This window comes from Paraburkholderia sediminicola (assembly GCF_046030555.1).
In the GTDB taxonomy this organism is placed as follows: Bacteria; Pseudomonadota; Gammaproteobacteria; order Burkholderiales; family Burkholderiaceae; genus Paraburkholderia; species Paraburkholderia sediminicola_E.
Window position 1 is genome coordinate 1 of sequence record NZ_JAQQCH010000047.1, and the last position, 21,013, is coordinate 21,013.

The following is a 21,013-nucleotide window of genomic DNA, read 5'->3' on the forward strand; positions in this document are numbered from 1 at the left end:
TAGTGGCGCATCTGGAATCCGTGTTCTCGCACATTCCGCCTCGGTGACAAGGCAGTCATGCCTCCCGCCTCGCACTGCGTGCTCGCCGGAAGAGTTCGCCCAAAACCGCCCGTCGTTTTGCCTGGCCGGAGCCATCGGCTTCACCTCGGCGATGCGCTAGAAATACCGAATGAATTTGGAAGTGCCGCTGCACGCATCAAGCAACTAGCCCCGCCTCTGGCGCCCACTTACGCCGAAAGCAACCGGTCCGATGAAGCAACAGTGAGCGCAACGATAGCCGGTGATTTGCCGAATTTCCGGAGAGCAACAGCAACAGCACATGATTTGATGAGGTAACGCTCAGCGCCGGCAACAGCACGCGGTTTGATGAAATACCCCCTAGGCCTCCGCAACAGCGCGTGGTTTGACGAAATACCCGCTTCCGCAACAGCGTGTGGTTTGACGGAATACCCTCTGGGCCTCCGCAACAGCGCGTGGTTTGATGAGGTACCACTTCGGCGCGCGCAGCGTCGCCGGAAGTATGACGGCCTTGTCACCAGGGCTGAATTTGCGAGAGCACAGATTCCAGATGCACCACTGTCTCCTCCAAGCCAGGGGACCCGCTTATGAGCTGGCGGTGTGAGCCGCTTTCTCTTGCTTACTTCTCTTTGCGGCGGCAAAGAGAAGTGAGTGCCTGCCCCGCACAGGGGCGACGCTAATAAACCAATAACAAATCAAGGAAAGGCCAAACACCAAAGACCAAAGACCCCAGATCAAGAAAAGCCCACCGCCGTAGGCAACCAGACAACAAGCCCCGCGCCGCCGCAAAAAAGCAAAAGCAAAAGCAAAAACCAAAAACCAACCCCCTACTCCGCAGGCCTCAACTTCTTAACCTCACCATCCGACGGCTGCACACTAGCGCCGTCAATATACCGATATGAAGTCATCACACCCTTCCCATCCTTGAGCCCCGTCACGCCGACAAACGCCCCCATCGTCGACTGATTATCCTGCGCCCGATAAGTAATCGGCCCGAAGGGCGTCTCAACCCCCAGCCCCTTGAACGCGGCAGCGAGCTTATCCGGATCCGTGGACCCAGCCTTCTTGATCCCATCAGCGATCGACATCAACGCCGAATACCCCACCACCGACCCGAGCCGCGGATAATCGTGATACTTCGCCTGATACGCATCGACAAACTTCTTGTTCGCCGCCGTATCGATCGAATACCACGGATAGCCCGTCACGATCCAGCCAGTCGGCGCCTCCGCACCCAACGGATCGAGATAGTCCGGCTCGCCTGTCAGCAACGACACCACACTCCGGTCCTTGAACAAACCACGCGTATTGCCCTCACGCACAAACTTGCCGAGATCGGCGCCGAACAACACGTTGAAAATCGCATCCGGCTTCGCATCGGCAATCGCCTGCGTAACCGCGCCCGCGTCGACATTGCCCAGCGGCGTCGCCTGTTCAGCGACAAACTGCACGTCCGGCTGTGCCGCCGTCAGCAGCTTCTTGAACGTCGCCACCGCCGATTGCCCGTACTCGTAGTTCGGATACACCAGCGCCCAACGCTTCTTCTTCAGCTTCACCGCCTCAGGCACCAGCATCGCCACCTGCATATACGTCGAAGGACGCAGACGGTACGTGTATTTGTTGCCGTCGGCCCAAACAATCTTGTCAGTCAACGGCTCGGCCGCAAGGAAGAAAATCTTCTTCTGCTTCGCGAAATCGGTCAATGCAAGACCCGTGTTCGACAGGAAACCGCCGAACAGCAATTGCACCTGCTCACGCGCAATCAACTCCTGCGCAACACGGATGGTGTCGCCCGGATTGCCGTTGTCGTCGCGCGACACGACTTCGAGTTGTTTGCCCAGCACACCGCCCGCCGCATTCACCTGCTCGAGCGCGAGATTCCAGCCGTTCTTGTAAGGCCCGAGAAAGGCGGGCTGCGCCTTGTAGCTGTTGATTTCCCCGATCTTGATGGTCTGCTGTGCGCTCGCGCCGAAAGCAGCAAGCGACAGAACCGTTGAAACCGTGAGGCGAGAGATCCATCCTGCGCGCGTGGTCATGCGTTTCTCCGTTATCAAAAGGATTGCGGGAATGCGGTCGTTTTTATCAAGCGTTGAAGCGTTTCGCGATTCATTCAGCGAGCCGTGCTGCGAGTTGTGCTGTAAATCTGCGAGTTGTGCTGTAAATCGTGCTGCAAGTGATACTGCAAACCGTGCTGCAGCGCGCCTGGCGATTTCACTCTGCCTGCGGCGTCGCGCGGATTCTGGCAACGCTCGCCGTGACGTCCTGCCATGCCGGCTTGCCGCCGGCGAATTGCTGACGCAGATATGACACGAGATCGGCGACCTGGGCATCGTTAAAACTGTCGCGGTAAGCCGGCATCGTACCGAGTTCGGGGCGCGCAGGCGAGCCGATACCATCGAGAATCACGCGAATCAGATTATCAGGCGTCATGCTGTGCAGATTCGTGTTAAGCGCCAGCGACGGATGCGCGCCGAACAATTGCGGCCCACTGCCCGTGTGATGACAGGCGGCACACGCGCCGTCGAAGAGACGCGCGCCGAGCCCGGTTGCCGTACCCGTAATCGTACTGGCCTGCTCATATTGACGCGCCATCGCCGCAGGATCCGCATTGGGCTCCAGCGGACTCAAAGACGCCAGATACGTCGCCATCGCGCGAATGTCGCTGTCGGGCAGCGCCGCCAGATCGCTGACGACGGGCGCCATCGGTCCGGCCGCGACGCCGTGCAGCGGCGCGTGTCCATAGCGCAGATAGCTGAACAGTTCGTCTTCGCTCCAGGGCACGGGTGAATTGGAAAGCGTCGACAGCGCGGGCGCTTCCCACCCGTCCGCCATGCCACCGCCCATGAACGCCGCGCCGGTTTTCTCGGCACCGAGCGCATTGCGCGGGGTATGGCATGCGCTGCAATGGCCAAGGCCGTTCACCAGATACGCTCCGCGATTCCATTGCGCACTTTGCGTCGCACTGGCGGTAAATGTATTGCGTCCGAGAAAAAGCCCGTTCCATACCGTCATCAACGGACGCACGCTGAACGGATACGCCAGCTTCGTTTCCGGTGGACGGGAGCGCACCGGCGTTTGTGCCATCAGGTACGCGTAAAGCGCTTTCAGATCGTCGTCGGACGTGTTTTTGAACGATGTATAAGGGAATGCCGGATACAGACGGTGCCCGTCGCGGCTGATCCCTTGCCGCATCGCCCGTACGAATGCGTCGAGCGACCATGTGCCGATGCCCGTCTGTCCATCGGGCGTGATGTTGGTGCTGTAGACGGTGCCGAATGGTGTAACAAGCGGTTTGCCGCCTGCATTCGGCACGCCATTGTGCGCAGTGTGGCAAACCGCACAATTGCCCAGCGACGCAAGCAGTTTGCCACGCGCGACCAGGTCGGGCGCAAACGCGCTCGCGAGCGGCGGCGTAATCGGCGCAATGGCTTGCGGCGACATCGCCAGCGCACCCAGCCAACCGGCTGCGCCCGCGGCGAAAGCGCCAAGCAAGCCGAGCCGCCAACGCTTCTTTTTGCGCGCGGCCGCTTCGTCCGCTTGCGCATCGGCCAGCGCGGCGCGAATGGTCTCAGGCGTGAACGGTGGCCTGCGAAAACGCACACCTGTCGCGTCATATAGCGCATTGGCGATCGCCGCGGCGCCAGGCAGCGACGCCGATTCGCCCGTGCCCATCGGCGGCTCGCCATGGCGCGGCATCATCACCACGTCGATCACCGGCACTTCGCGAAACGTCAGGATCGGATACGCGCCCCACTCCTGACTTGTCACCGCGTTTTCGCCGAACGTCACGCGTTCTTTCAGCGCGCGGCTGGTCGCCTGAATCACGTTGCCATGTATCTGATGGCGCACGCCGTCCGGGTTCACCATCGTGCCGGTGTCCTGGCCGACCACCACGCGCGTCACGGCAAGCTCGCCGCTCTTGCGATTCACCTCGACGTCGGCGACCCACGCTGCCCATGCCGCGCCAAAACCGGGAAATTTGCTGTGCACGTAGCGGGCATATGCGAAACCTCTGCCCCGCGCAATGTCGCCATCCTCCTGAGTGTCTTTCAAAGCGATGTCACGAGCCTGCCAGCCGGCCCTCTCGGCCACGGCCTTGACGAGATCAATCGCACGCGGATCAGTGAGATGCCTCAACCGAAACTCAACGGGATCGACGCCCGCTTCTACCGCGAGTTCGTCGATGAAAGACTCGTGCGCAAACGTGTTCGGCAACGCGGACACGCCTCTTAGCCACGACGCCCGCACGATTGGCGGCGTGTCGTCGCAGACAATGCGCATGGTCCGGTAGTCGTACGGTGGCACGGCCGTGCGGTCGCCCATTTCGAATACTTGCGGCTGCGCTGAAATGGTTCCGGTGAGCAGCAGCGCTAAGGTCGGGGCATCGTTCGACGGATAGCGCGTCGCGAAATCGTAGGCAGCGAGCTCGCCTTCCGCACTTAAAGCGCCGCGCACATCCATCAATTGCGCGGCGCCTTTGGGCTCCCATGCATGCTCGTCTTCGCGCGATAGTTGCACGCGCACCGGACTGCCGGTTGCACGCGACAGCAGCGCGGCGTCGGCGGCGACGTCGTCCGCGCAATTGCGGCCGTAGCACCCTGCCGCGTCCATGCGCACGATTTCGATGTGCGCTTCGTCCAGTGCCATCAGCAAAGCGAGATCGGCACGCAACGAATGGGGATTCTGCGTGCCCGACCAGACTTTCAGCGTCGCATCCCGGTAGTCGGCTACCGCGCACGACGGTCCAATCGACGCATGCATCTGAAACGGCCAGACGTAGGTGCGTTCCAGTGTTCGAGCCGGGTCTTGGGCGAGTGCCGCATCGACATCGCCCTCGATGACGAGATCACGTCGTTTGGCCGGATTCGCTCTGAGTGCAGCTTCCACTTCCTCGCTGGTTTCGAGCGGCGGCAAACCCTCTACCGCCTTCCACCGCACATTCAATCGCTTCACCGCCTGCTGTGCGACCTCTTCGCGCTCAGCCACAATGCCGACGAAATCGCGAATCACCACGACCTTGACGATGCCGGGCAAGTCACTGATGGAATGTTCATCGACATGCAGCAGGCTGTTACCCATGAAGTCGCCCTGCGCGACACCCGCATACGGCGGCCGCACGACGCGGCCGTGCAGCATGCCCGGCACACGCACGTCATGCACGAAACTCAATTCTCCCGTGGCCTTCGCGGGAATATCGACACGCGGCGTGCTTTTTCCGACGATTTTGTACGCGTCGGGCGATTTCAAAGGAGCATCGGTGGCAAGCGTCAATTCAACGCGCCGCCCGGCGATCAATTCGCCGTAGCTCATGCCTTTGTTTGTAATGTCGCCATCGCGCTGAACCACCACACCGTCTCGCACATCGAGCTTCTCAGCGCTCACGCCAAGGCGTCGCGCCGCTTCCGCCAGCAGAAACTGCCGCGCCTGCGCTGCCGCGTGCCGCAGCGGCACGGCCGAAATCTGGATCGTGGCGCTCGCAATCGTGGGTCCCTGATTCGGCGCCTCATTCGTGTGTCCAAGCACGATCGAGACACGCGTCAACGGCACGTCGAGTTCTTCCGCGACGATCTGCGCGAGCGCCGTACCGATACCGGTACCGAGATCGACATGTCCGTTGAACGCGACCACACTGCCGTCGTCGCGCACGACGAGAAACATGTCCGCTTCCGTCGGCACGAACGAGGACCGCGACCCCGGCTGCCCTATCGCCGCTCGAACCGGCGCTTGCGGCGGCCGCGTGACGATCAGCACATTCTGCGCGTCATAGAGTTGCTGCCGCGACGGCGGCGCGGCCCGGCGATCGACACTGAAATCCGGCCCGGTCATGCGGGCGCTCCCTGATCCAGCACCGGTTGCACAGCGAGCAATTCGGCGGCGCGCTGCACCGCGCGCACGATCTCGACATGGGTGCCACAGCGGCAGAGATTGCGCGACAACTCCCGCCGGATCGTCTCGACACTCGGGTGCGGATCTCGATCAAGCAGCGCTTTGGCGGTCATGATCATGCCGTTCAGACAATAGCCGCACTGTGCGGCCTGCTCTTCAATAAAGGCCTGTTGTACCGGATGCAGCGCGTTCCGCGTGCCCAGTCCTTCGAGCGTGGTGATCTCACGTCCCAATGCAACCTTGGCTGTCGTCACGCATGAACGCGTCGGCATGCCGTCGAGCAACACCGTGCACGCGCCGCATTCGCCAAGTCCGCAGCCGAATTTCGGACTGTTTAAAGCGAGGTCGTTACGCAGCAGATAAAGCAGTGGTGTGTCGGCAGCGGCGCTGACAAGATGCGTCGCGCCGTTAACGTGCAGCGTAAGCGGCGCCGGGCGGCTCATGACAATACCGGCCACGCCTGGCGGCGCGGGTTCAAAGCACCACCGGCACTTCGGTCGCCGGCGGTGTATTGCGGCTGCGCCGGCAGCGGATCAACCCGTCGATCATCACCATGCCGACGCCGGGAATATCGCCAAGCTGCACGCTTTCCAGCAGCGTATCGGCGGCCGTGTGCTGCGCGCGGTCCATGAAGACGAGGTCGGCGGGACGGCCTACTTCGATCAACCCTTGCCGCAGATTGCGTTGCCGCGCGGTGTTGCCGGTTGCGAAGCAGAAGGCGATTTCAGCGGGCACGTCGGCGAGGCTGGAGATCAGCGCGATCATCCGTAGAATGCCGAGCGGCTGCACGCCGGACCCCGCGGGGCTATCGGTGCCGAGAATGATCCGATGCGGACACTTCAATTCGATCGCATGACGTGCGGTGAGCAACGCGATCCGCTCGTTGCCGTTGTGAACGATCTCGAGCGCGCGGCTCGATTGCTCGCACAGATCGCAGACGTGCCGGTAGGAAAGCGACGTATGGCCGCCGTTGATATGGCCAATTACGTCCGCGTCGGCGGCGAGCACTACGTCCCTATCGATCAGACCCGAGCCAGGAATCGACGGACCGCCCGTGTGAATCGTGCTTTGAATACCGTACTTGCGCGCCCACGCGACCATCTGCCCCGCTTCCTCGCCGCCCTTCACACTGCCTAGACCCACTTCGCCGAGCAGCTTCACGCCCGCTTCCGAAAGCTCCTTGAAGTCCTCCTCGACCATGCCCTTCTCGATCACCGGCGCACCCGCCATGACTTTCACGCCGCCACCGACACCCGCGCCGCGCATTCCTTCGAACGAACGTTGAGCGGTGATTGCAAGCGCCTTGACACCGACGACGTCTTTTGGACGGCCAGGCAAATGCACTTCGCCGGCGGAAATCATCGTCGTCACGCCGCCGTTCAGATTCGATTCGATCCAGCCCATCTGATTCTGGCGCGGTGTCCAGTCGCCAAACACCGGATGCACGTGCGAATCGATCAGGCCTGGGGCAACCGTGGTGCCCTTGCAGTCGATCGTAGTCCGCGCGCCTTCGAGGTCGCAATCTTTTTCCTTGCCGATCGCGACAATCACACCGTCGTCGATCACCAGCGTGTTCGCGTCGAGAATCGGCTGGTCGATGTCGCCGGATAACAGCAGACCGATGTTCGTTATTGCGACCTTGCCCGACAAGCCTGTCAACGTCTCTGCTGCCATCTGCTTCTCCTTTCGCAACGACTGTCCGACGCGGCATGCGCGCGCACCCTGCACGCTTCATGCGCCGATGGAATCACACGCTCAGATAAGCGCGCCTCACTGTTTCGTTCTTGGCGAGTTCACTGATCGTGCCGCTGAAGCGGATCTGTCCTTTTTCGAGGACATACGCGCGATCACTGACCAGCTCCGCGAAGTGCAGGTTCTGTTCGGACAATAGAATCGACAGCCCTTCGTGCTTGAGTTCGAGAATCATGTTTGCCATCTGCTCGACGATCACGGGCGCGACGCCCTCGGACGGTTCGTCGAGCAGCACCAGATACGGATTGCCCATCAGCGTGCGCGAGACGGTGAGCATCTGCTGCTCGCCGCCGCTCATCTGGCCGCCCGGGCGCCTGGGCATTTCGCCGAGATTGGGGAACAGGCGGAACAATTTTTCCGGCGTCCATTCAGGCGCGCCATCGCGCGGTGGCTGGCGGCCTGTATCGAGGTTTTCCATCACGGTAAGATCGGAAAACACGCGGCGGTCCTCGGGCACAAAACCCATGCCCATGCGCGCGATACGATACGGTGGCCACGCCGTGATGTTTTGCCCACGAAAACACACTTCGCCCTGACGGCGCGACAGCAAACCCATCACCGCTTTCATCGTCGTCGATTTGCCGGCGCCGTTACGGCCCATCAGCGCGACCACTTCGCCGCGGCCGACTTCGAGGCCGACGTCGAACAGAATATGCGCGCGGCCATAGAACGCGTTGAGGCCGGATACTTTCAGCATCGGCTCGCTCATTGCAGCGCTCCTTGCCCTTGATGGCCACCTGCTGCTTCGTGCAGCGGCGCGCGTGGCTGAAAGGTCTTGCCGGTGCCGAAGTAGACTTCCTGCACGCGTGCGTCGTTACGGATCGTTTCGGCGTCCCCTTCCGCGATCAGCTTGCCGCGCGCGAGCACGATCATGCGATCGGCGTAGGCGAATACAACGTCCATGCTGTGCTCGGTAAACAGCACGCCAATTTTGTGCTCGGTCACGAGACGCTTGGTCAACGCCATCAGTTCGTTGCGCTCCTTTGGCGCCATGCCGGCAGTGGGTTCGTCCATTAGCAGCAGCTTCGGGCGGTTCGCCAGCGCGATAGCGAGTTCAACGCGTTTGACGTCACCGTAAGCAAGCACGCCACAGGAGCGATTCGCGTCGGGACCCATGCCGACCTGTTCGAGCAACGTCATGGCTTCGTCGGCGTAGCGCGAGCCCGCGGGTTTCCACAGGCCAAATGTCTTGCGTTCACGCGAGACCAGCGCCATTTGCACGTTCTCGAGCACCGTCATCGAATTGAAGGTCGCGGCAATCTGAAACGTGCGACCGACGCCCAGCCGCCAGATATCGCGCGGCCGCATGCCGACCAGCTCATGATCGTCGAGGCGAATCGAACCGGACGACGGCTGCAGTTGCCCATTGACCATGTTGAAGCAGGTCGACTTGCCCGCGCCATTCGGACCCAGCAGCGCCAGTAATTGGCCGGCTTCGAGATTGAACGAGACATCGTCGACGGCCTTCAGGCCGCCGAACGACTTGGAGAGGCCGGACACGCGCAGCAGGCTCATAGCCCCTCCTTGATCGCGGCACCTTGCGATGGCGATGAGGCGCGCTCTTCAGCCTTATCCACCGTATCGTCGCCAAAACGCTCACGGATGAAACCGACGATGCCTTGCGGAAACGCAATCACCAGCAGCAGGATGGCGAAACCCAGCAACGCTTGCCAATAGTCGGTTTGCCGCGCGACAGTGTCCTGCAGCCACGTGAAGACGGCGGCACCGACGATCGGACCAGTCAAGGTCTGCAAGCCGCCGAGCAGCACCATCACAAGGCCATCCACGGAACGGCTCACGCTGATCACCTCCGGCGAAATCGTCCCTTTGGAGAAGGCATAAAGCGATCCGGCGAGCCCGCAAAACAGCGACGCGACGACGAAGGCGGCCCACTGCACGCGTTTCACGTCGATGCCGATCGCCTCGGCACGCAGCACGGAATCGCGCGACGCCCGCATCGCGTACCCAAGCGGCGAGAACAGCATCTTGCGCAGCAACCACACGCCGATCACGGCGCAGGCGAGCGTCAGATAATAAAAGGCCACCGGCGACGACAACCAGTTCGACGGCCACAAGCCGAGAATGCCGTTACTGCCGCCCGTCACGTCGTCCCACTGGAACACGACCGACCAGACGATCTGCGCGAACGCGAGCGTCAGCATCGCGAGGTAGACGCCTGAGAGACGCACACAAAACCAGCCGAACACGAGTGCGCCTGCCACCGCGAGCAGGGGGCCGAGCAGCAACGCGGCTTCCATCGGCAGATTGAGGACTTTGAGGAACAGTGCGGCGCCGTATGCGCCCAGGCCGAAGTATGCGGCGTGGCCGAACGAATGCATGCCGCCGGGGCCCATGATGAAATGCAGACTCGTTGCGAACAACACGGCGATCAGGATTTCAACCAGCAGCACAGGCATGTAGGGAAACGCATTGGCCGCAAGCGGCGCGAGTACCAGCACCAGCAAAGCGATTGCCGCCAACCACTTCAGACGCTTGCCCGCGGGCCTTAACGGCGCCTCAGGCGCGGCCATGCCACGCACCGCGGCGCTCGCCTTCCCTAGCAAACCCCAAGGCCGGACCACCAGCACCACCGCCATCACGACAAATTCGGCCACGAGAGTAAAGCGGCTCAACGACAGATCGATGCCGAACACCGACACATGCCCAATGCCGATGCACAACGCCTTGATCTCCGCGATCAGCAATGCCGCGACGAACGCACCCGGAATCGACCCCATGCCACCGACCACGACAACAACGAACGCATTGCCGATCGTCTCCAGATCCAGCGACAGATTCGCGGACATCCGCGGTCCTTGCAGCGCGCCGCCCAACCCGGCGAGAAACGCGCCGACGAAAAACACGCCGGTGAACAGCCACGCCTGATTGATGCCGAGTGCGCCGAGCATCTCGCGATCCTGCGTCGCGGCGCGCACCAGCGTGCCCCAACGCGTACGCGTCAATGCATACCAGAGCAGCAGCAACACCACCGGCCCGATCACGATCAGCGCGATATCGTAGGTCGGCAGCGGATGGCCGAGAAAATCGACCGCACCCGCCAGATGCGGCGCACGTGGGCCGAACAGGTCTTCCGGGCCCCACAGCCAGAGTGCGGCATCGCGGAAAATCAGCACCAGTGCGAACGTGGCCAGCAGGTGAAACAACTCGGGCGCCTGGTAGATGCGCCGTAACACGATCATTTCGACCAGGGCACCGAGCACGGCGACCACCAGCGCGGCGGCCAGCACCGATAGCCAGAAGCCACCCGTCGTGTGCCCGAAGCGGCTCGCAATGCTATACGCGACATAAATACCGAACATATAGAACGAGCCGTGCGCGAAGTTGACGATGCGCGTCACGCCGAAGATCAGCGACAAACCAGCGGCGACGAGAAACAGCGTCGACGCATCGGCGAGTCCGTTGACCAGCTGTACCAGCAAATTCGAAAGCATCGCGACCCTTGAAAGAACTCAACGCAAACCGTCTTCGCCCTTGATCTCACTCACCTGCAAGCCGCCGATACGCGGCAGCGGCCGGCCCGAGGCCGTCACCGCGACCGCCACGACGATTTCATTCGCGCGTGGCGCGTCCGACACCCGCGCTTCGATCGCGTCGAAATGGCTACGCACGAAGGCAGCGTCCTTGTGGCCCAGCGGTACGTCGATTGCAGTGCCAAGTGTGCCCATTTTTTTCGCCGACGGCACCAGCGCCGCGCCCTTTTCGACTGCGATTCGCAACGGGGCACCCAACCTGGGATGCAGAATCGCGGCCGCATGCTCGAGTTCGCCTGCTTCGCCGACGATCGCGGCCTTGCCATAGCTTTGCGCTTCGCCAGGTTTGATACCCAACGCTTCGACGCATTTGTTGCCGAGCAATGCACCCAGTTCCTCACCGGCTTCGATCAGTGCGTCCAGTTTGGCCTCATAGCGGCCCGCATAAGGATTGTCGATCACCGCGATCGCGACTGCGCGGCGTGTCGGCGGCTCGACGGCCTGCCCCATTTCAATGCGTGTTTCATCGACCTGCACGACCAGCTTGCGAAGCTTGATTGCCATTTCGATCTCCGGGATTCGATTCGTGTTTCGTGTTCTGCCTGACTGTTTCGGCTAATTGCTTCGGCTCAGTGCTTCAATTCAACGCTTCAATTCAACGCTTCAGCGCATGGCGTGGATCAAGGCGCCGCTCAGCGCAAGCCGTCCTTGCCCACAATCGCCTCCTTCGCCAACCCGCCGACACGCGCATGCACGCGCTGACCCGTACTCATCACCAGGATATACACCAGTTCGTCCGCAGCGGGGGCACCGGGCACACGCACTTCGATCGCGTCGAAGTGGCTGCGCACGTAGCTTGCGTTGACATGCGTCAGCGGTACATCAAGTGCCGTGGAAGGCGCGCCGACTTTCTTGGTCGACGGCACAATGGCGTTGGTCGGCACCCCGTTCTTCTCCAGCAATTCGCGCATGGCATAGCCGCCGGGGACATGCCACAACGCGCCGTGCTCGAGTTCACCACGCGAGCCGATGATCGCACCCTTGCCGTAGCTTTCAATCGATGCGTGCGGCACGGCCATCGCAGCCAACAGCCGTTGCGCCATGTCGAAGCCGATCGGCTTGAGCGCTTCCATGGCATGTTCGATTCTGGCTTCGTAGCGGCCGGCGAACGGATTCGTCATCACCGCTGCAATCGCGCCGCGCCGCAGCGGCTGCGCAGGCGCGGGCCCGAACTCGTGGAAAATGTCTTCGACGTGCGTCAGCACGCGGCGTATTTCGAACACGGAGCCTCCGTAGTTATCTGCGCGCGATGCGTCAACAACGACAACGCGCCATTCTGATAAGCACCACCGGTGACGCGCACGCGTCCTTGCAGGAACAACGCAGCGCCTTCGATCAAACCCTGTTTCTGTAAACGCTGCGCGGCGTCGACACCACGCGCCAGCGCCAAATCGATCAACGGTTGCGGCAAGGACGGCACGTCGACGGTCACGAGCATCTCGCCGAGATCGCTATCGTCCTTCAATGAGGAAGCCGGCCTGCGCACGATGCCCGCATCGTCCAGATTGACCGCGTTGGCGATCACCGTCGCGGCGGCATCGGCGGTGGCGGCGTTGCGGGCGAGCACGGTCACGCTGTCGGCGATGCCAAGGCTGAAGCTGCGTCCGCGCCAGCCGCTTGTCGCGACGCCGCGAATTGGTGTGGCATCGTCCAGCGTCAGGTTCGCGTCTAAAGCCAGATCGCCTGGCAGCTTCGCGCCAGAGGCCTCGGCCAGATCGGCGAACACGCCCACACGGTACTGCTGACCTTTGGTCAGATAGAGTGCGATGTCGCCACCGTTGTTGATGAAAGCGCGCGATATACCTTCACGCGCGAACGCCGTAATCAACTCGTCCGCGACGCTGCCAGCAACGGCCGCCATCGGTGTAATGTAGCGCGCACAGTGCGGCTGGCAGGCGCTCCACATGCGGCGGGCTACCGGGCCTTGCAACGCGCAATCGCCATAAGCCGCATTGCTCGGCACGGGTTGCCGCAGCAGTCTCAACTCGCCGACCAACTCAGGCAATACGTCAGAAAAACGCGCCCAACACGCCTCGTAGGCAGCCTGCACGGCCAGGGGCTCACCGTCCGCGCTGAGAATCAGATCGATGGGTCCATGCTGCCAATGCCAGCGGGCCGCATCGAGTCGGGTACGGGTTGCGTTCATCGTGTTCGTCGCATTCGTCGTATCGGTCACATTATTGCTGTTAGCCGAGCATCGGCGGCATGGAGGGCGGCCACGGATTGTCGGGATTGCGCGCCAAGGTCCTGCGCGCGAGCGGCGCCCCTTCCGTATGTTCCGGTCCGTTCGCCAGCACGCTTGCCAATGAACGCACAGCGTCGAGATGGCCGCCGAGATCGCGATACGCGTCATAGGTCATGGTGAATTCGATCGGCGCGACGATCGCGGGCGTCGGCACAGTGCCGAACGATCGATCGGGCATGCGCGAAACATCGACCATCACGGTGATGCCGCCACCCGGCCATACATAGGCCGGTGCACCACCACATGTTACGTTCACCAGCTTCTGTTTGATCGCGCGGGTGAGCAGAACCGGATTCTCCGTTGCCCCCGCTCGCAAGCTGCCGCCCGCGCCACCGAGAAACAACACCGTTGCAAGCGACGGCTCGCAGTTCTCGCCAATTCGTTCGACCGTGCGACGCACGGCGTCCGGCATGGCCGCAATGCGCGGCACGAGGTCCTGATCGAGCTCATACCACTGCGCGTGTTCGCCGGTGGTCGACACCATCAGCAAGCGCATACCTGGTTTCGCCACAGCGGGATCGAAACCTTCGACAATCGCCAGCGGGTCCTGAATGTCAGTGCCGCCCCAACCGGTGCCGGGATTCGCGACCTGAAAATAGCGGCCCGGGGTCGATTTTCGTCCGCGAATCTTCAGCCCCGAACGCGTCATGCCGAGGCAGCGGCCCGCCTGGTGTTCGGTGAGCACGCCGGTGATGTGATCGTCGACCACCACCACTTCATCGGCATGACCGAACCATTGCTTCGCGAAGATGCCGATGGTGGCCGACCCGCAGCCCACCCGCATGCGCTGCTCCTCGACGCCGTCGACAATCGGCGCCGCGCCCGCGCGAATCACCAGACTCGCGCCGCCATCGATGGTCAACTCCACCGCTTCCTTGTTGCCGAGCGCCAGCATCATGTCGCACGTCACGCGGCCTTCTTTCTTGCTGCCGCCAGTCAGATGATGAACACCGCCGAGACTCAGCATCTGCGAGCCATACTCCGCCGTGGTCACATGGCCGACGATCTCGCCATGGCAACGCACGTTCGATTGCTCCGGCCCGAGAAAGCGGTCGGTGTCGATTTTCACCTTGAAGCTGCAATAGCTGAAAATGCCCTCAGTGACGACGGTGATCATGTCGACGTCGTCCAACTTCGAGGAAACGATGAAAGGCGCGGGTTTGTAGTCAGGGTAAGTGGACGATGCACCAATACCCGTGACGAACAATGCCTGTTCCGCGACAGGATCGTGTACTTCGGACGATGCACCAAACTCGACCGTGGCATCCGCACCGTTTGTGATCGCTTCTGGCGAATCCGAGGTGCGTGACAGAAACACCACAGGGTCAACGCGAATCAGACGCCCATCCGCATTCGCATAACGATCGCACGCACCGGTGCGGCCCTCCGATATCTGGCACAGCACCGGGCACGCATTGCATTCGATCTTGTTCGACGCCATCCGCTCGCTGCGCGGCACCGCTTTCTCGAGCACGGTCGGACCCGGCGTAGAGGCGGTTTCACCGTCCACGCGCTCTGCACCGAAATCGACCTTCGTATGTTCTGTCATGGCGGGGTTCCCATACGACGACATTACAATCGGTCCTGCCGGTTGAAGAATAGTCCGTATTTAAAGGGACTTTCGTGTGACTCGCATTTTTCCATGTTGCGGTCACTCACCGTTCGTGTAGTATCCGCTACACCAAACCTGTTTGAAATCTACTCGATCAAAATAGACTGCGCAACGAGTTTCCCGGCGAACAGCGGAATGCTGCGGCGCGGCATCGTCGTATGAATCACGAATCAATCTACGCCGAAGCACGGGAACGTGCAGGGCATTTCGTCGCGCGTGATATGGGCTGTATGATGAAGGCGCACCGTGGCCAAGCGTGCCCTGGCGCTACGGCGCATGCCGTTCAACCTGACGCCAACAAAGAGATCCGAGACCGCCATGAGTCCCACCGCCGCTCGCAAGCCGGGCGCTATCGGCATCCGAGCGAAACAGGCGCAAGACACCCGCGCCAAAATTCTCAAAGCGGCAATCAAGGTCTTTGCCAAGCAAGGCTATGCAAGCGGCCGGGTCGAAAGTATTTCGAAGGCCGCGCGTTCGCACGACCGGATGATTTATTACTACTTCGGCAGCAAGGAACAGTTGTTTGTCGAAGTCCTGGAGACGATCTACACGCAGTTCAACGAGGCCGAAAGCAAGCTCGATCTCGATCTGGACGACCCCGTGCATGGCCTCGAGCAGATGGTCGAATTCGTCTGGCAGTACTACCTCGATCATCCCGAGTTCGTCACGCTGTTGTCGAGCGAGAATCTGCATCAGGGCAAGCACGCGAAGAAATCGTTAAAGCTGAAGGAGATTTCGGGCTATGCGATTTCAGTCGTGCAGAAGTTACTGGATGCGGGCAAGGCGCAAAACGTCTTTCGTAGCGACGTCAAAGCGCGTGATGTGTATCTGATGATCGCGTCGCTCGGTTACTTCTACAACGCCAATCAGTACACACTGGGTGCGTTTCTGGGTGAGCCGCTGATGGACAAGGCCGCACTCGCGCATTGGCGCGAGGTTATCAAGGACACGGTATTGCGCGCGGTGCGCTTGCAGTTGCCGGTTGAAACCGCAGCGATGAATGAGAGCAAGATTGCCTGAAGCGCGTTTTGTCTGACGTACGCTTCAGGCTGGTGGGGAAATACGGCTGCGCGACGGTGGGGCACGGCGGCAGATGGTAAGTGCCCGCGCGGCCCCACGCCGCGCCACGGTTGCAGCGTTGTTACGGCTTGGCCGCTGCGGCGTCGTCTTCGCGGAACAGTTTATCCGCGAGATGGAATGCCGAATTGGCTGCAGGAACGCCACAATAGATCGCGGTTTGCAGCAGCACTTCCTTGATCTCTTCGCGCGTCACGCCATTGTTCTTCGCGGCGCGCAAATGCAGCGCGAGTTCTTCGCTGCGATTAAGCGCGACCATCATCGCGATGGTGAGCAGGCTGCGCGTGTGACGCGGCAAACCTTCACGCGTCCAGATTTCGCCCCATGCATAGCGGGTGATCAGATTCTGGAACTCCTCCGTCAACTCAGTGCGATTCGCGAGCGACCGGTCCACGTGCGCGCTGCCCAACACCGAGCGGCGCACACCGAGTCCGGCTTCGTAGCGGTCTTCGTCGTTCATTTCTGCTCCGTCAGGAAGTCGAGCACGGTCTTCGTGAAGGCATCGACTTTCTCGATGTTGGAAATGTGCGAGGCGTCCAGTTCGACGTAACGCGCGCCCGGAATGGCTTGCGCCAGTTCGCGGCCTTGTGCCGGCGTTGCCGCCAGATCGTGCGTGCCACTGATCACCAGCGCCGGCACCTTGATGCCGGGGGCTTCAGGGCGCAGATCGGCGGCGTCGATGGCGTCGCAATTCGATGCGTAGCCTTCCTTGTCGGTGTGCACGAACACGTCGCGGATCATCGCAAGCACGACCGGCTCCCGTTCGATGTAGTCGGCGGTAAACCAGCGCGGCAACACAGCATCGGCCAGCGCGAGCATGCCTTCCGTGCGCGCCCTCGCAGCACGCGGCACCCACACTTCCGGCGAGCCGATACGCGCCGCCGTGTTGGACAGCACGACGCGCTCGAGACGATTCGCGTGACGTGCCGCCAACGCAACGCCGGTAAGCCCACCCATCGACAAGCCACAGAAATTCGCGCGCGCGATCTTCAACGTATCCATCAGACCCAGCACGTCGCCGGTCAACTGCTCGATCGTGTACGGGCCCTTTGGCGCTTCCGAGTGACCATGACCGCGCGTGTCGTAGCGCAGCACGCGAAAGTGTCTGGACAGCGCCGCGACTTGCGGCGTCCACATCGACAGATCGCTGCCGAGCGAATTCGACAACACGATCCACGGTGCGTTGCCGTGACGGTCACCGTCGATTCGATAATGAAGCTCGGTACCGTTGACTGCGGCGTAGGGCATGCCGGTTACTCCTTGGAAGTGGCGCGCTTGGCGCGCGTGTGATGAAGGGCCAGCGCGGCGTCCACATAAGCGTGCGCCTGGCCGACGTATTGAGCGGGGTCGAGCAATTGCTTCAGGCGCTCGATCGAAAGATGTTCGGTCACGGCGGGGTCCGCCGAGAGCACGTCGAAGAGCGTTTTGCGCTCGGCGATTGCCGCTTTCGATGCCCGCTCAACGAGATGATGCGCATCGAGCCGGCCGATGCTGTCGCCGAGCGCGAGCATCACCGCTTCGCCGAGAATCAAGCCGTGCGTGACGTTGAGATTGGCGGCGAGACGCGGCACGTTGACGTTCAGCCCCGCGGCAATCTGTTCGATGTTGGCAAGCGCGCCGCCTGCAAGGCGCGCGAGATCCGGCAGCGCGTCCCACTCGGCCTGCCAGCCGCCGAGTGCGCGCTCGTGCTCCTGCACCATGCCGGCGAATACCGTGGCCACCAGTCCGGGCGCGCGCGTCGCTGCCGTCAGCACCGCAGCGCAGCCGACCGGGTTGCGCTTGTGGGGCATCGTCGACGAACCGCCCTTGCCTGCCGCGGCGGGCTCGGCGAGTTCGTCGATTTCGGTTTGCATCTGCAGGGAAATATCGCGCGCGATTTTGCCGAGCGTGCCGATCAGCATGCCGAACAGCGCCGCTGTTTCGGCGATGCGATCACGCTGCGTGTGCCACGGCAAGGTAGGCACAGCGAGCTTGAGTTCCTGCGCCAGCGATTGCGTCACTTGCGGCGCCGCGTCGCGCAGGCTCGCCAGCGTGCCGGCCGCGCCGCCGAATTGCAGCACCAGCACGCGCGCACGCAGCGCATCGAGCCGCTCACGATGACGCAGCAACGCGTCGAGCCATTGCGCGAATTTCAGGCCCAGCGTGATGGGCAGCGCCTGCTGCAACCAGGTGCGGCCGATCATCGGCGTCGCGCGATGGGTGGCCGCGAGTTTTGCCACCGCGTCGCACGTGGCTTGCAAACCGCTGTCGAGCAGATCGAAAGTGTCGCGCAATTGCAGCACCGTCGCCGTATCGATGATGTCCTGGCTCGTCGCGCCCCAATGGACGTACTTCGACGCTTCGGCGTCTGCCGCTTTGACGCGCGCGGTCAGTTGTTTGACGAGGGGAATCGCGAGGTTGCCGCCAAGTGCCGCGTCGCGCGCCAGTGCGTCGGCGTCGAGTTGATCGGCCTGGCAGGCGCCCTCGATCGCGGCCACCGCGGTGTGCGGAATCACGTTATGCGCAGCCGAAGCGCGTGCGAGCGCGGCTTCGACATCGAGCATCCGTTGCAGCGTGGCACGCGGCGCCCAGATGTCGTTCATCGGCTGCGTGCCGCAAAGAAGGCCGGTCAGACGGGCACTGGAGTCGAGCATGGTGGCGTCGATAAGGAAATCGAAAGTGAAGGTTTCGCGAGCGCTATCTGGACGCGCTGCGAAGTGCTATCTATCGAGAGCGTACCGCACACGGCGTTGCGGCGTATTCTGCTCCACATACCGCAGCGACGGCTCGCCGTAACCGCCGGGACTTCGGGTCACGCGCACGACGGCTGCGTCATGCGCGTTCCGGACATGGGTGGCGGCTCGCTGGCCCGGCGTGCGCGTTGGCGGCGACACGGCTGCGTTTTGGCTTTGCCGCAAGCCTTCGTGCTAACGGCTGCTGCGCCGGTGCTTAGGCCGCCAACGTTTTGACTTCGCTGCGGCCTTGGCGCTGACGGCTGCCGCGCGTGTGCTCAGGCCGCGCGAGCCGCTTGCGTGCCGTCGATCAGCGGCACGCCGGTCAGTTTGTGCAGCGCATCGAAGTCGATGTCCGAGAAGATTTCGCGCACCACGAGACCCTTGTCGGTGACGTCGATCAACGCGAGGTCTGTATAGATGCGGTCTACGCAGGCCACGCCCGTCACCGGGTAGGTGCACTCGGCGGCGATCTTGCTTTCGCCCTGCTTGGTCAGATGTTCCATCATCACGTAGACCTGCTTCGCGCCGATCGCGAGATCCATGGCGCCGCCGACTGCCGGAATCGCGTCGGGCGCGCCGGTGTGCCAATTGGCCAGATCGCCCTTCTCCGACACCTGAAACGCGCCGAGCACGCAGAAATCCAGATGGCCGCCGCGCATCATCGCGAACGAATCCGCGTGATGGAAATACGCGCCGCCGGTGAGCAGCGTGACGTGCTGCTTGCCGGCATTGATCAGTTCGTCGTCTTCCTCGCCCTTTGCGGGTGCCGGGCCCATGCCGAGCAGGCCGTTTTCGCTGTGCAGGAAGATTTCCTTGTCGGCAGCAAGGTGGTTGGCCACCAGCGTGGGCACGCCGATGCCGAGGTTCACAAAAGCGCCTTCAGGGATATCCTGGGCAACGCGCTTGGCCATTTCATCGCGGGTCAATTTTTTCATGTCGGTCTCCTCAGGCGGCGGTCACGGATGCGAGCTCGGCTTGATGCTCAGCTTGCGGCACTTCGATCACACGTTGCACGAAAATGCCCGGCGTGACGATATTTTCCGGATCGAGTTCACCGAGCGGCACCACTTTCGACACCTGCGCGATGGCCGTTTTCGCCGCGCTGGCCATGATCGGACCGAAGTTGCGCGCGGTCTTGCGATAGACCAGATTGCCCCAGCGGTCACCCTTGAATGCCTTGATTAGCGCGAAGTCCGCATGCAACGGCGACTCCAGCACGTAGTGCCTGCCGTCGATCAGACGGGTTTCCTTGCCTTCGGCGAGTTTGGTGCCATACGCGGTGGGCGTGAAGAAACCGCCGATGCCCGCGCCTGCTGCACGGATGCGTTCCGCGAGGTTGCCTTGCGGCACGAGTTCGAGTTCGATTTCGCCGGCGCGATAGAGCGCGTCGAACACATACGAATCGGTTTGACGCGGGAACGAGCAGATGATCTTGCGCACGCGTTTGGCTTTGAGCAGCGCCGCGAGGCCGATGTCGCCGTTACCTGCGTTGTTGTTGACGATGGTGAGTTCGCGCGCGCCTTGTTCGATGAGCGCGTCGATCAGCTCGGACGGCATGCCGGCCGTGCCGAAGCCGCCGATCATGACGGTCGCACCGTCGTGGACATCGGCAACCGCCGATTGAAGTGACTCGAAAATCTTGTTGATCATGTCGAATTTCCTTTTGAGGCGCTGCGTGCCGCTGGGCTTTTTTGCCTTTTGCAGGCAAGGGCTTGAGCGAGACGGTCTCCGGGCCGGTGCTGGCGGCGGCTCGCCGGTTGAGGATGCGGGCTGGCGTCTTTGGTTTGTTCGCTATCGATTTTGTTCTATATGTGAACATGGATTCGTTTAGCGAACGATTGGGCAATTATGGTTGCCCTTCGGGCGGGTTGTCAAGGTTGGGGATTCCACCTAATCATAGGTTTTTGCCTGCCCGGCGGGGATTCTTTGCCGTAGGGGCGCCTGGCTTTTGGCGCCTTTCCTTCTTGTATTGTTTGCCTGCGCGGCGCTTTTTGTTTGTATGCCTACGGCGTCGGGCTTTGGTTTTGGTTTGTTTGCCTTCGCGGCGCTTGTTTCGTCTGTATGCCTGCGGCGCTGGTCTTTCCTTGGGGTTTTTGCCTTGGCGGCGCTTTGTTTCTGTGCGCCTACGGCGTTGGCCTTTCCTTGATTACTTATTGGA

The 21,013-nt window shown here is 61.9% G+C and carries 18 protein-coding genes; 1 reads left to right on the forward strand and 17 read right to left on the reverse strand.

All coding sequences use genetic code 11. The annotated features are described in order from the left end of the window. Positions 1-845 precede the first annotated feature (845 nt). The 11 genes from PQQ52_RS34000 to PQQ52_RS34050 all read right to left on the reverse strand — a co-directional run bounded on the left by PQQ52_RS34000 (position 846) and on the right by PQQ52_RS34050 (position 15,001). On the reverse strand, positions 846-2,054 hold the full coding sequence (locus PQQ52_RS34000; RefSeq protein ID WP_408221313.1) for an ABC transporter substrate-binding protein: 1,209 nt from the start codon (positions 2,052-2,054) through the stop codon (positions 846-848). 175 nt (positions 2,055-2,229) lie between these two features. Further along, a complete protein-coding gene (locus PQQ52_RS34005; protein ID WP_408221315.1) occupies positions 2,230-5,844 on the reverse strand; it encodes a molybdopterin cofactor-binding domain-containing protein in 3,615 nt (1,204 codons plus the stop codon). After that, on the reverse strand, positions 5,841-6,347 hold the full coding sequence (locus PQQ52_RS34010) for a (2Fe-2S)-binding protein (protein ID WP_408221317.1): 507 nt from the start codon (positions 6,345-6,347) through the stop codon (positions 5,841-5,843). Before PQQ52_RS34010 ends, PQQ52_RS34005 begins: the two co-directional genes overlap by 4 nt. 31 nt (positions 6,348-6,378) lie before the next feature. Beyond that, entirely contained in the window at positions 6,379-7,578 is a 1,200-nt protein-coding gene (locus PQQ52_RS34015; protein WP_408221319.1) for an amidohydrolase family protein, read from the reverse strand. Positions 7,579-7,651: 73 nt separating this feature from the next. Next, on the reverse strand, positions 7,652-8,365 hold the full coding sequence (locus tag PQQ52_RS34020; RefSeq protein WP_408221321.1) for an ABC transporter ATP-binding protein: 714 nt from the start codon (positions 8,363-8,365) through the stop codon (positions 7,652-7,654). Beyond that, positions 8,362-9,171 (reverse strand): ABC transporter ATP-binding protein, encoded by an 810-nt coding sequence (locus PQQ52_RS34025; protein ID WP_408221323.1) that lies wholly within the window; start codon positions 9,169-9,171, stop codon positions 8,362-8,364. Before PQQ52_RS34025 ends, PQQ52_RS34020 begins: the two co-directional genes overlap by 4 nt. Next, positions 9,168-11,108, reverse strand: coding sequence for an ABC transporter permease (locus PQQ52_RS34030; RefSeq protein ID WP_408221325.1), 1,941 nt, complete (start codon positions 11,106-11,108; stop codon positions 9,168-9,170). The genes PQQ52_RS34025 and PQQ52_RS34030 overlap by 4 nt, the downstream gene beginning before the upstream one ends. Positions 11,109-11,126: 18 nt before the next feature. After that, positions 11,127-11,711 carry an amino acid synthesis family protein gene (locus PQQ52_RS34035; RefSeq protein ID WP_408221327.1) on the reverse strand — a complete coding sequence of 195 codons (585 nt, stop codon included), beginning with the start codon at positions 11,709-11,711 and terminating at the stop codon, positions 11,127-11,129. Positions 11,712-11,839: 128 nt separating this feature from the next. Next, entirely contained in the window at positions 11,840-12,430 is a 591-nt protein-coding gene (locus tag PQQ52_RS34040; RefSeq protein ID WP_323045980.1) for an amino acid synthesis family protein, read from the reverse strand. Continuing rightward, on the reverse strand, positions 12,406-13,353 hold the full coding sequence (locus tag PQQ52_RS34045) for a UPF0280 family protein (RefSeq protein ID WP_408221329.1): 948 nt from the start codon (positions 13,351-13,353) through the stop codon (positions 12,406-12,408). The genes PQQ52_RS34040 and PQQ52_RS34045 overlap by 25 nt, the downstream gene beginning before the upstream one ends. A 40-nt stretch (positions 13,354-13,393) precedes the next feature. After that, positions 13,394-15,001: a 6-hydroxynicotinate reductase gene (locus PQQ52_RS34050; RefSeq protein ID WP_408221331.1), complete on the reverse strand. Its 1,608-nt coding sequence runs from the start codon at positions 14,999-15,001 to the stop codon at positions 13,394-13,396. Between the two features lie 381 nt (positions 15,002-15,382). On the opposite strand from PQQ52_RS34050, the gene PQQ52_RS34055 reads away from it, so the two are divergent. Further along, complete coding sequence (locus tag PQQ52_RS34055) at positions 15,383-16,084, forward strand: TetR family transcriptional regulator (protein ID WP_408221333.1); 702 nt, start codon at positions 15,383-15,385, stop codon at positions 16,082-16,084. Positions 16,085-16,205: 121 nt separating this feature from the next. Here PQQ52_RS34055 and pcaC read toward each other — a convergent pair whose 3' ends face one another. The 6 genes from pcaC to PQQ52_RS34085 all read right to left on the reverse strand — a co-directional run. Next, positions 16,206-16,601, reverse strand: a complete 396-nt coding sequence (gene pcaC, locus PQQ52_RS34060; RefSeq protein ID WP_408221335.1) for a 4-carboxymuconolactone decarboxylase — start codon at positions 16,599-16,601, stop codon at positions 16,206-16,208. Beyond that, positions 16,598-17,389, reverse strand: coding sequence for a 3-oxoadipate enol-lactonase (gene pcaD / locus PQQ52_RS34065; protein WP_408221337.1), 792 nt, complete (start codon positions 17,387-17,389; stop codon positions 16,598-16,600). The genes pcaC and pcaD overlap by 4 nt, the downstream gene beginning before the upstream one ends. 5 nt (positions 17,390-17,394) lie before the next feature. After that, a complete protein-coding gene (locus PQQ52_RS34070) occupies positions 17,395-18,774 on the reverse strand; it encodes a 3-carboxy-cis,cis-muconate cycloisomerase (protein WP_408221339.1) in 1,380 nt (459 codons plus the stop codon). 356 nt (positions 18,775-19,130) lie between these two features. After that, positions 19,131-19,790: a 3-oxoacid CoA-transferase subunit B gene (locus tag PQQ52_RS34075; RefSeq protein WP_408221341.1), complete on the reverse strand. Its 660-nt coding sequence runs from the start codon at positions 19,788-19,790 to the stop codon at positions 19,131-19,133. Positions 19,791-19,800: 10 nt separating this feature from the next. Continuing rightward, the gene (locus tag PQQ52_RS34080) at positions 19,801-20,505 is read right to left on the reverse strand and encodes a 3-oxoacid CoA-transferase subunit A (RefSeq protein WP_408221343.1); all 705 of its coding nucleotides are present in this window, start codon (positions 20,503-20,505) and stop codon (positions 19,801-19,803) included. A gap of 240 nt (positions 20,506-20,745) precedes the next feature. Beyond that, positions 20,746-21,013 (reverse strand): hypothetical protein (locus PQQ52_RS34085; RefSeq protein WP_408221345.1); only part of this gene is annotated, 268 nt, incomplete at its 5' end.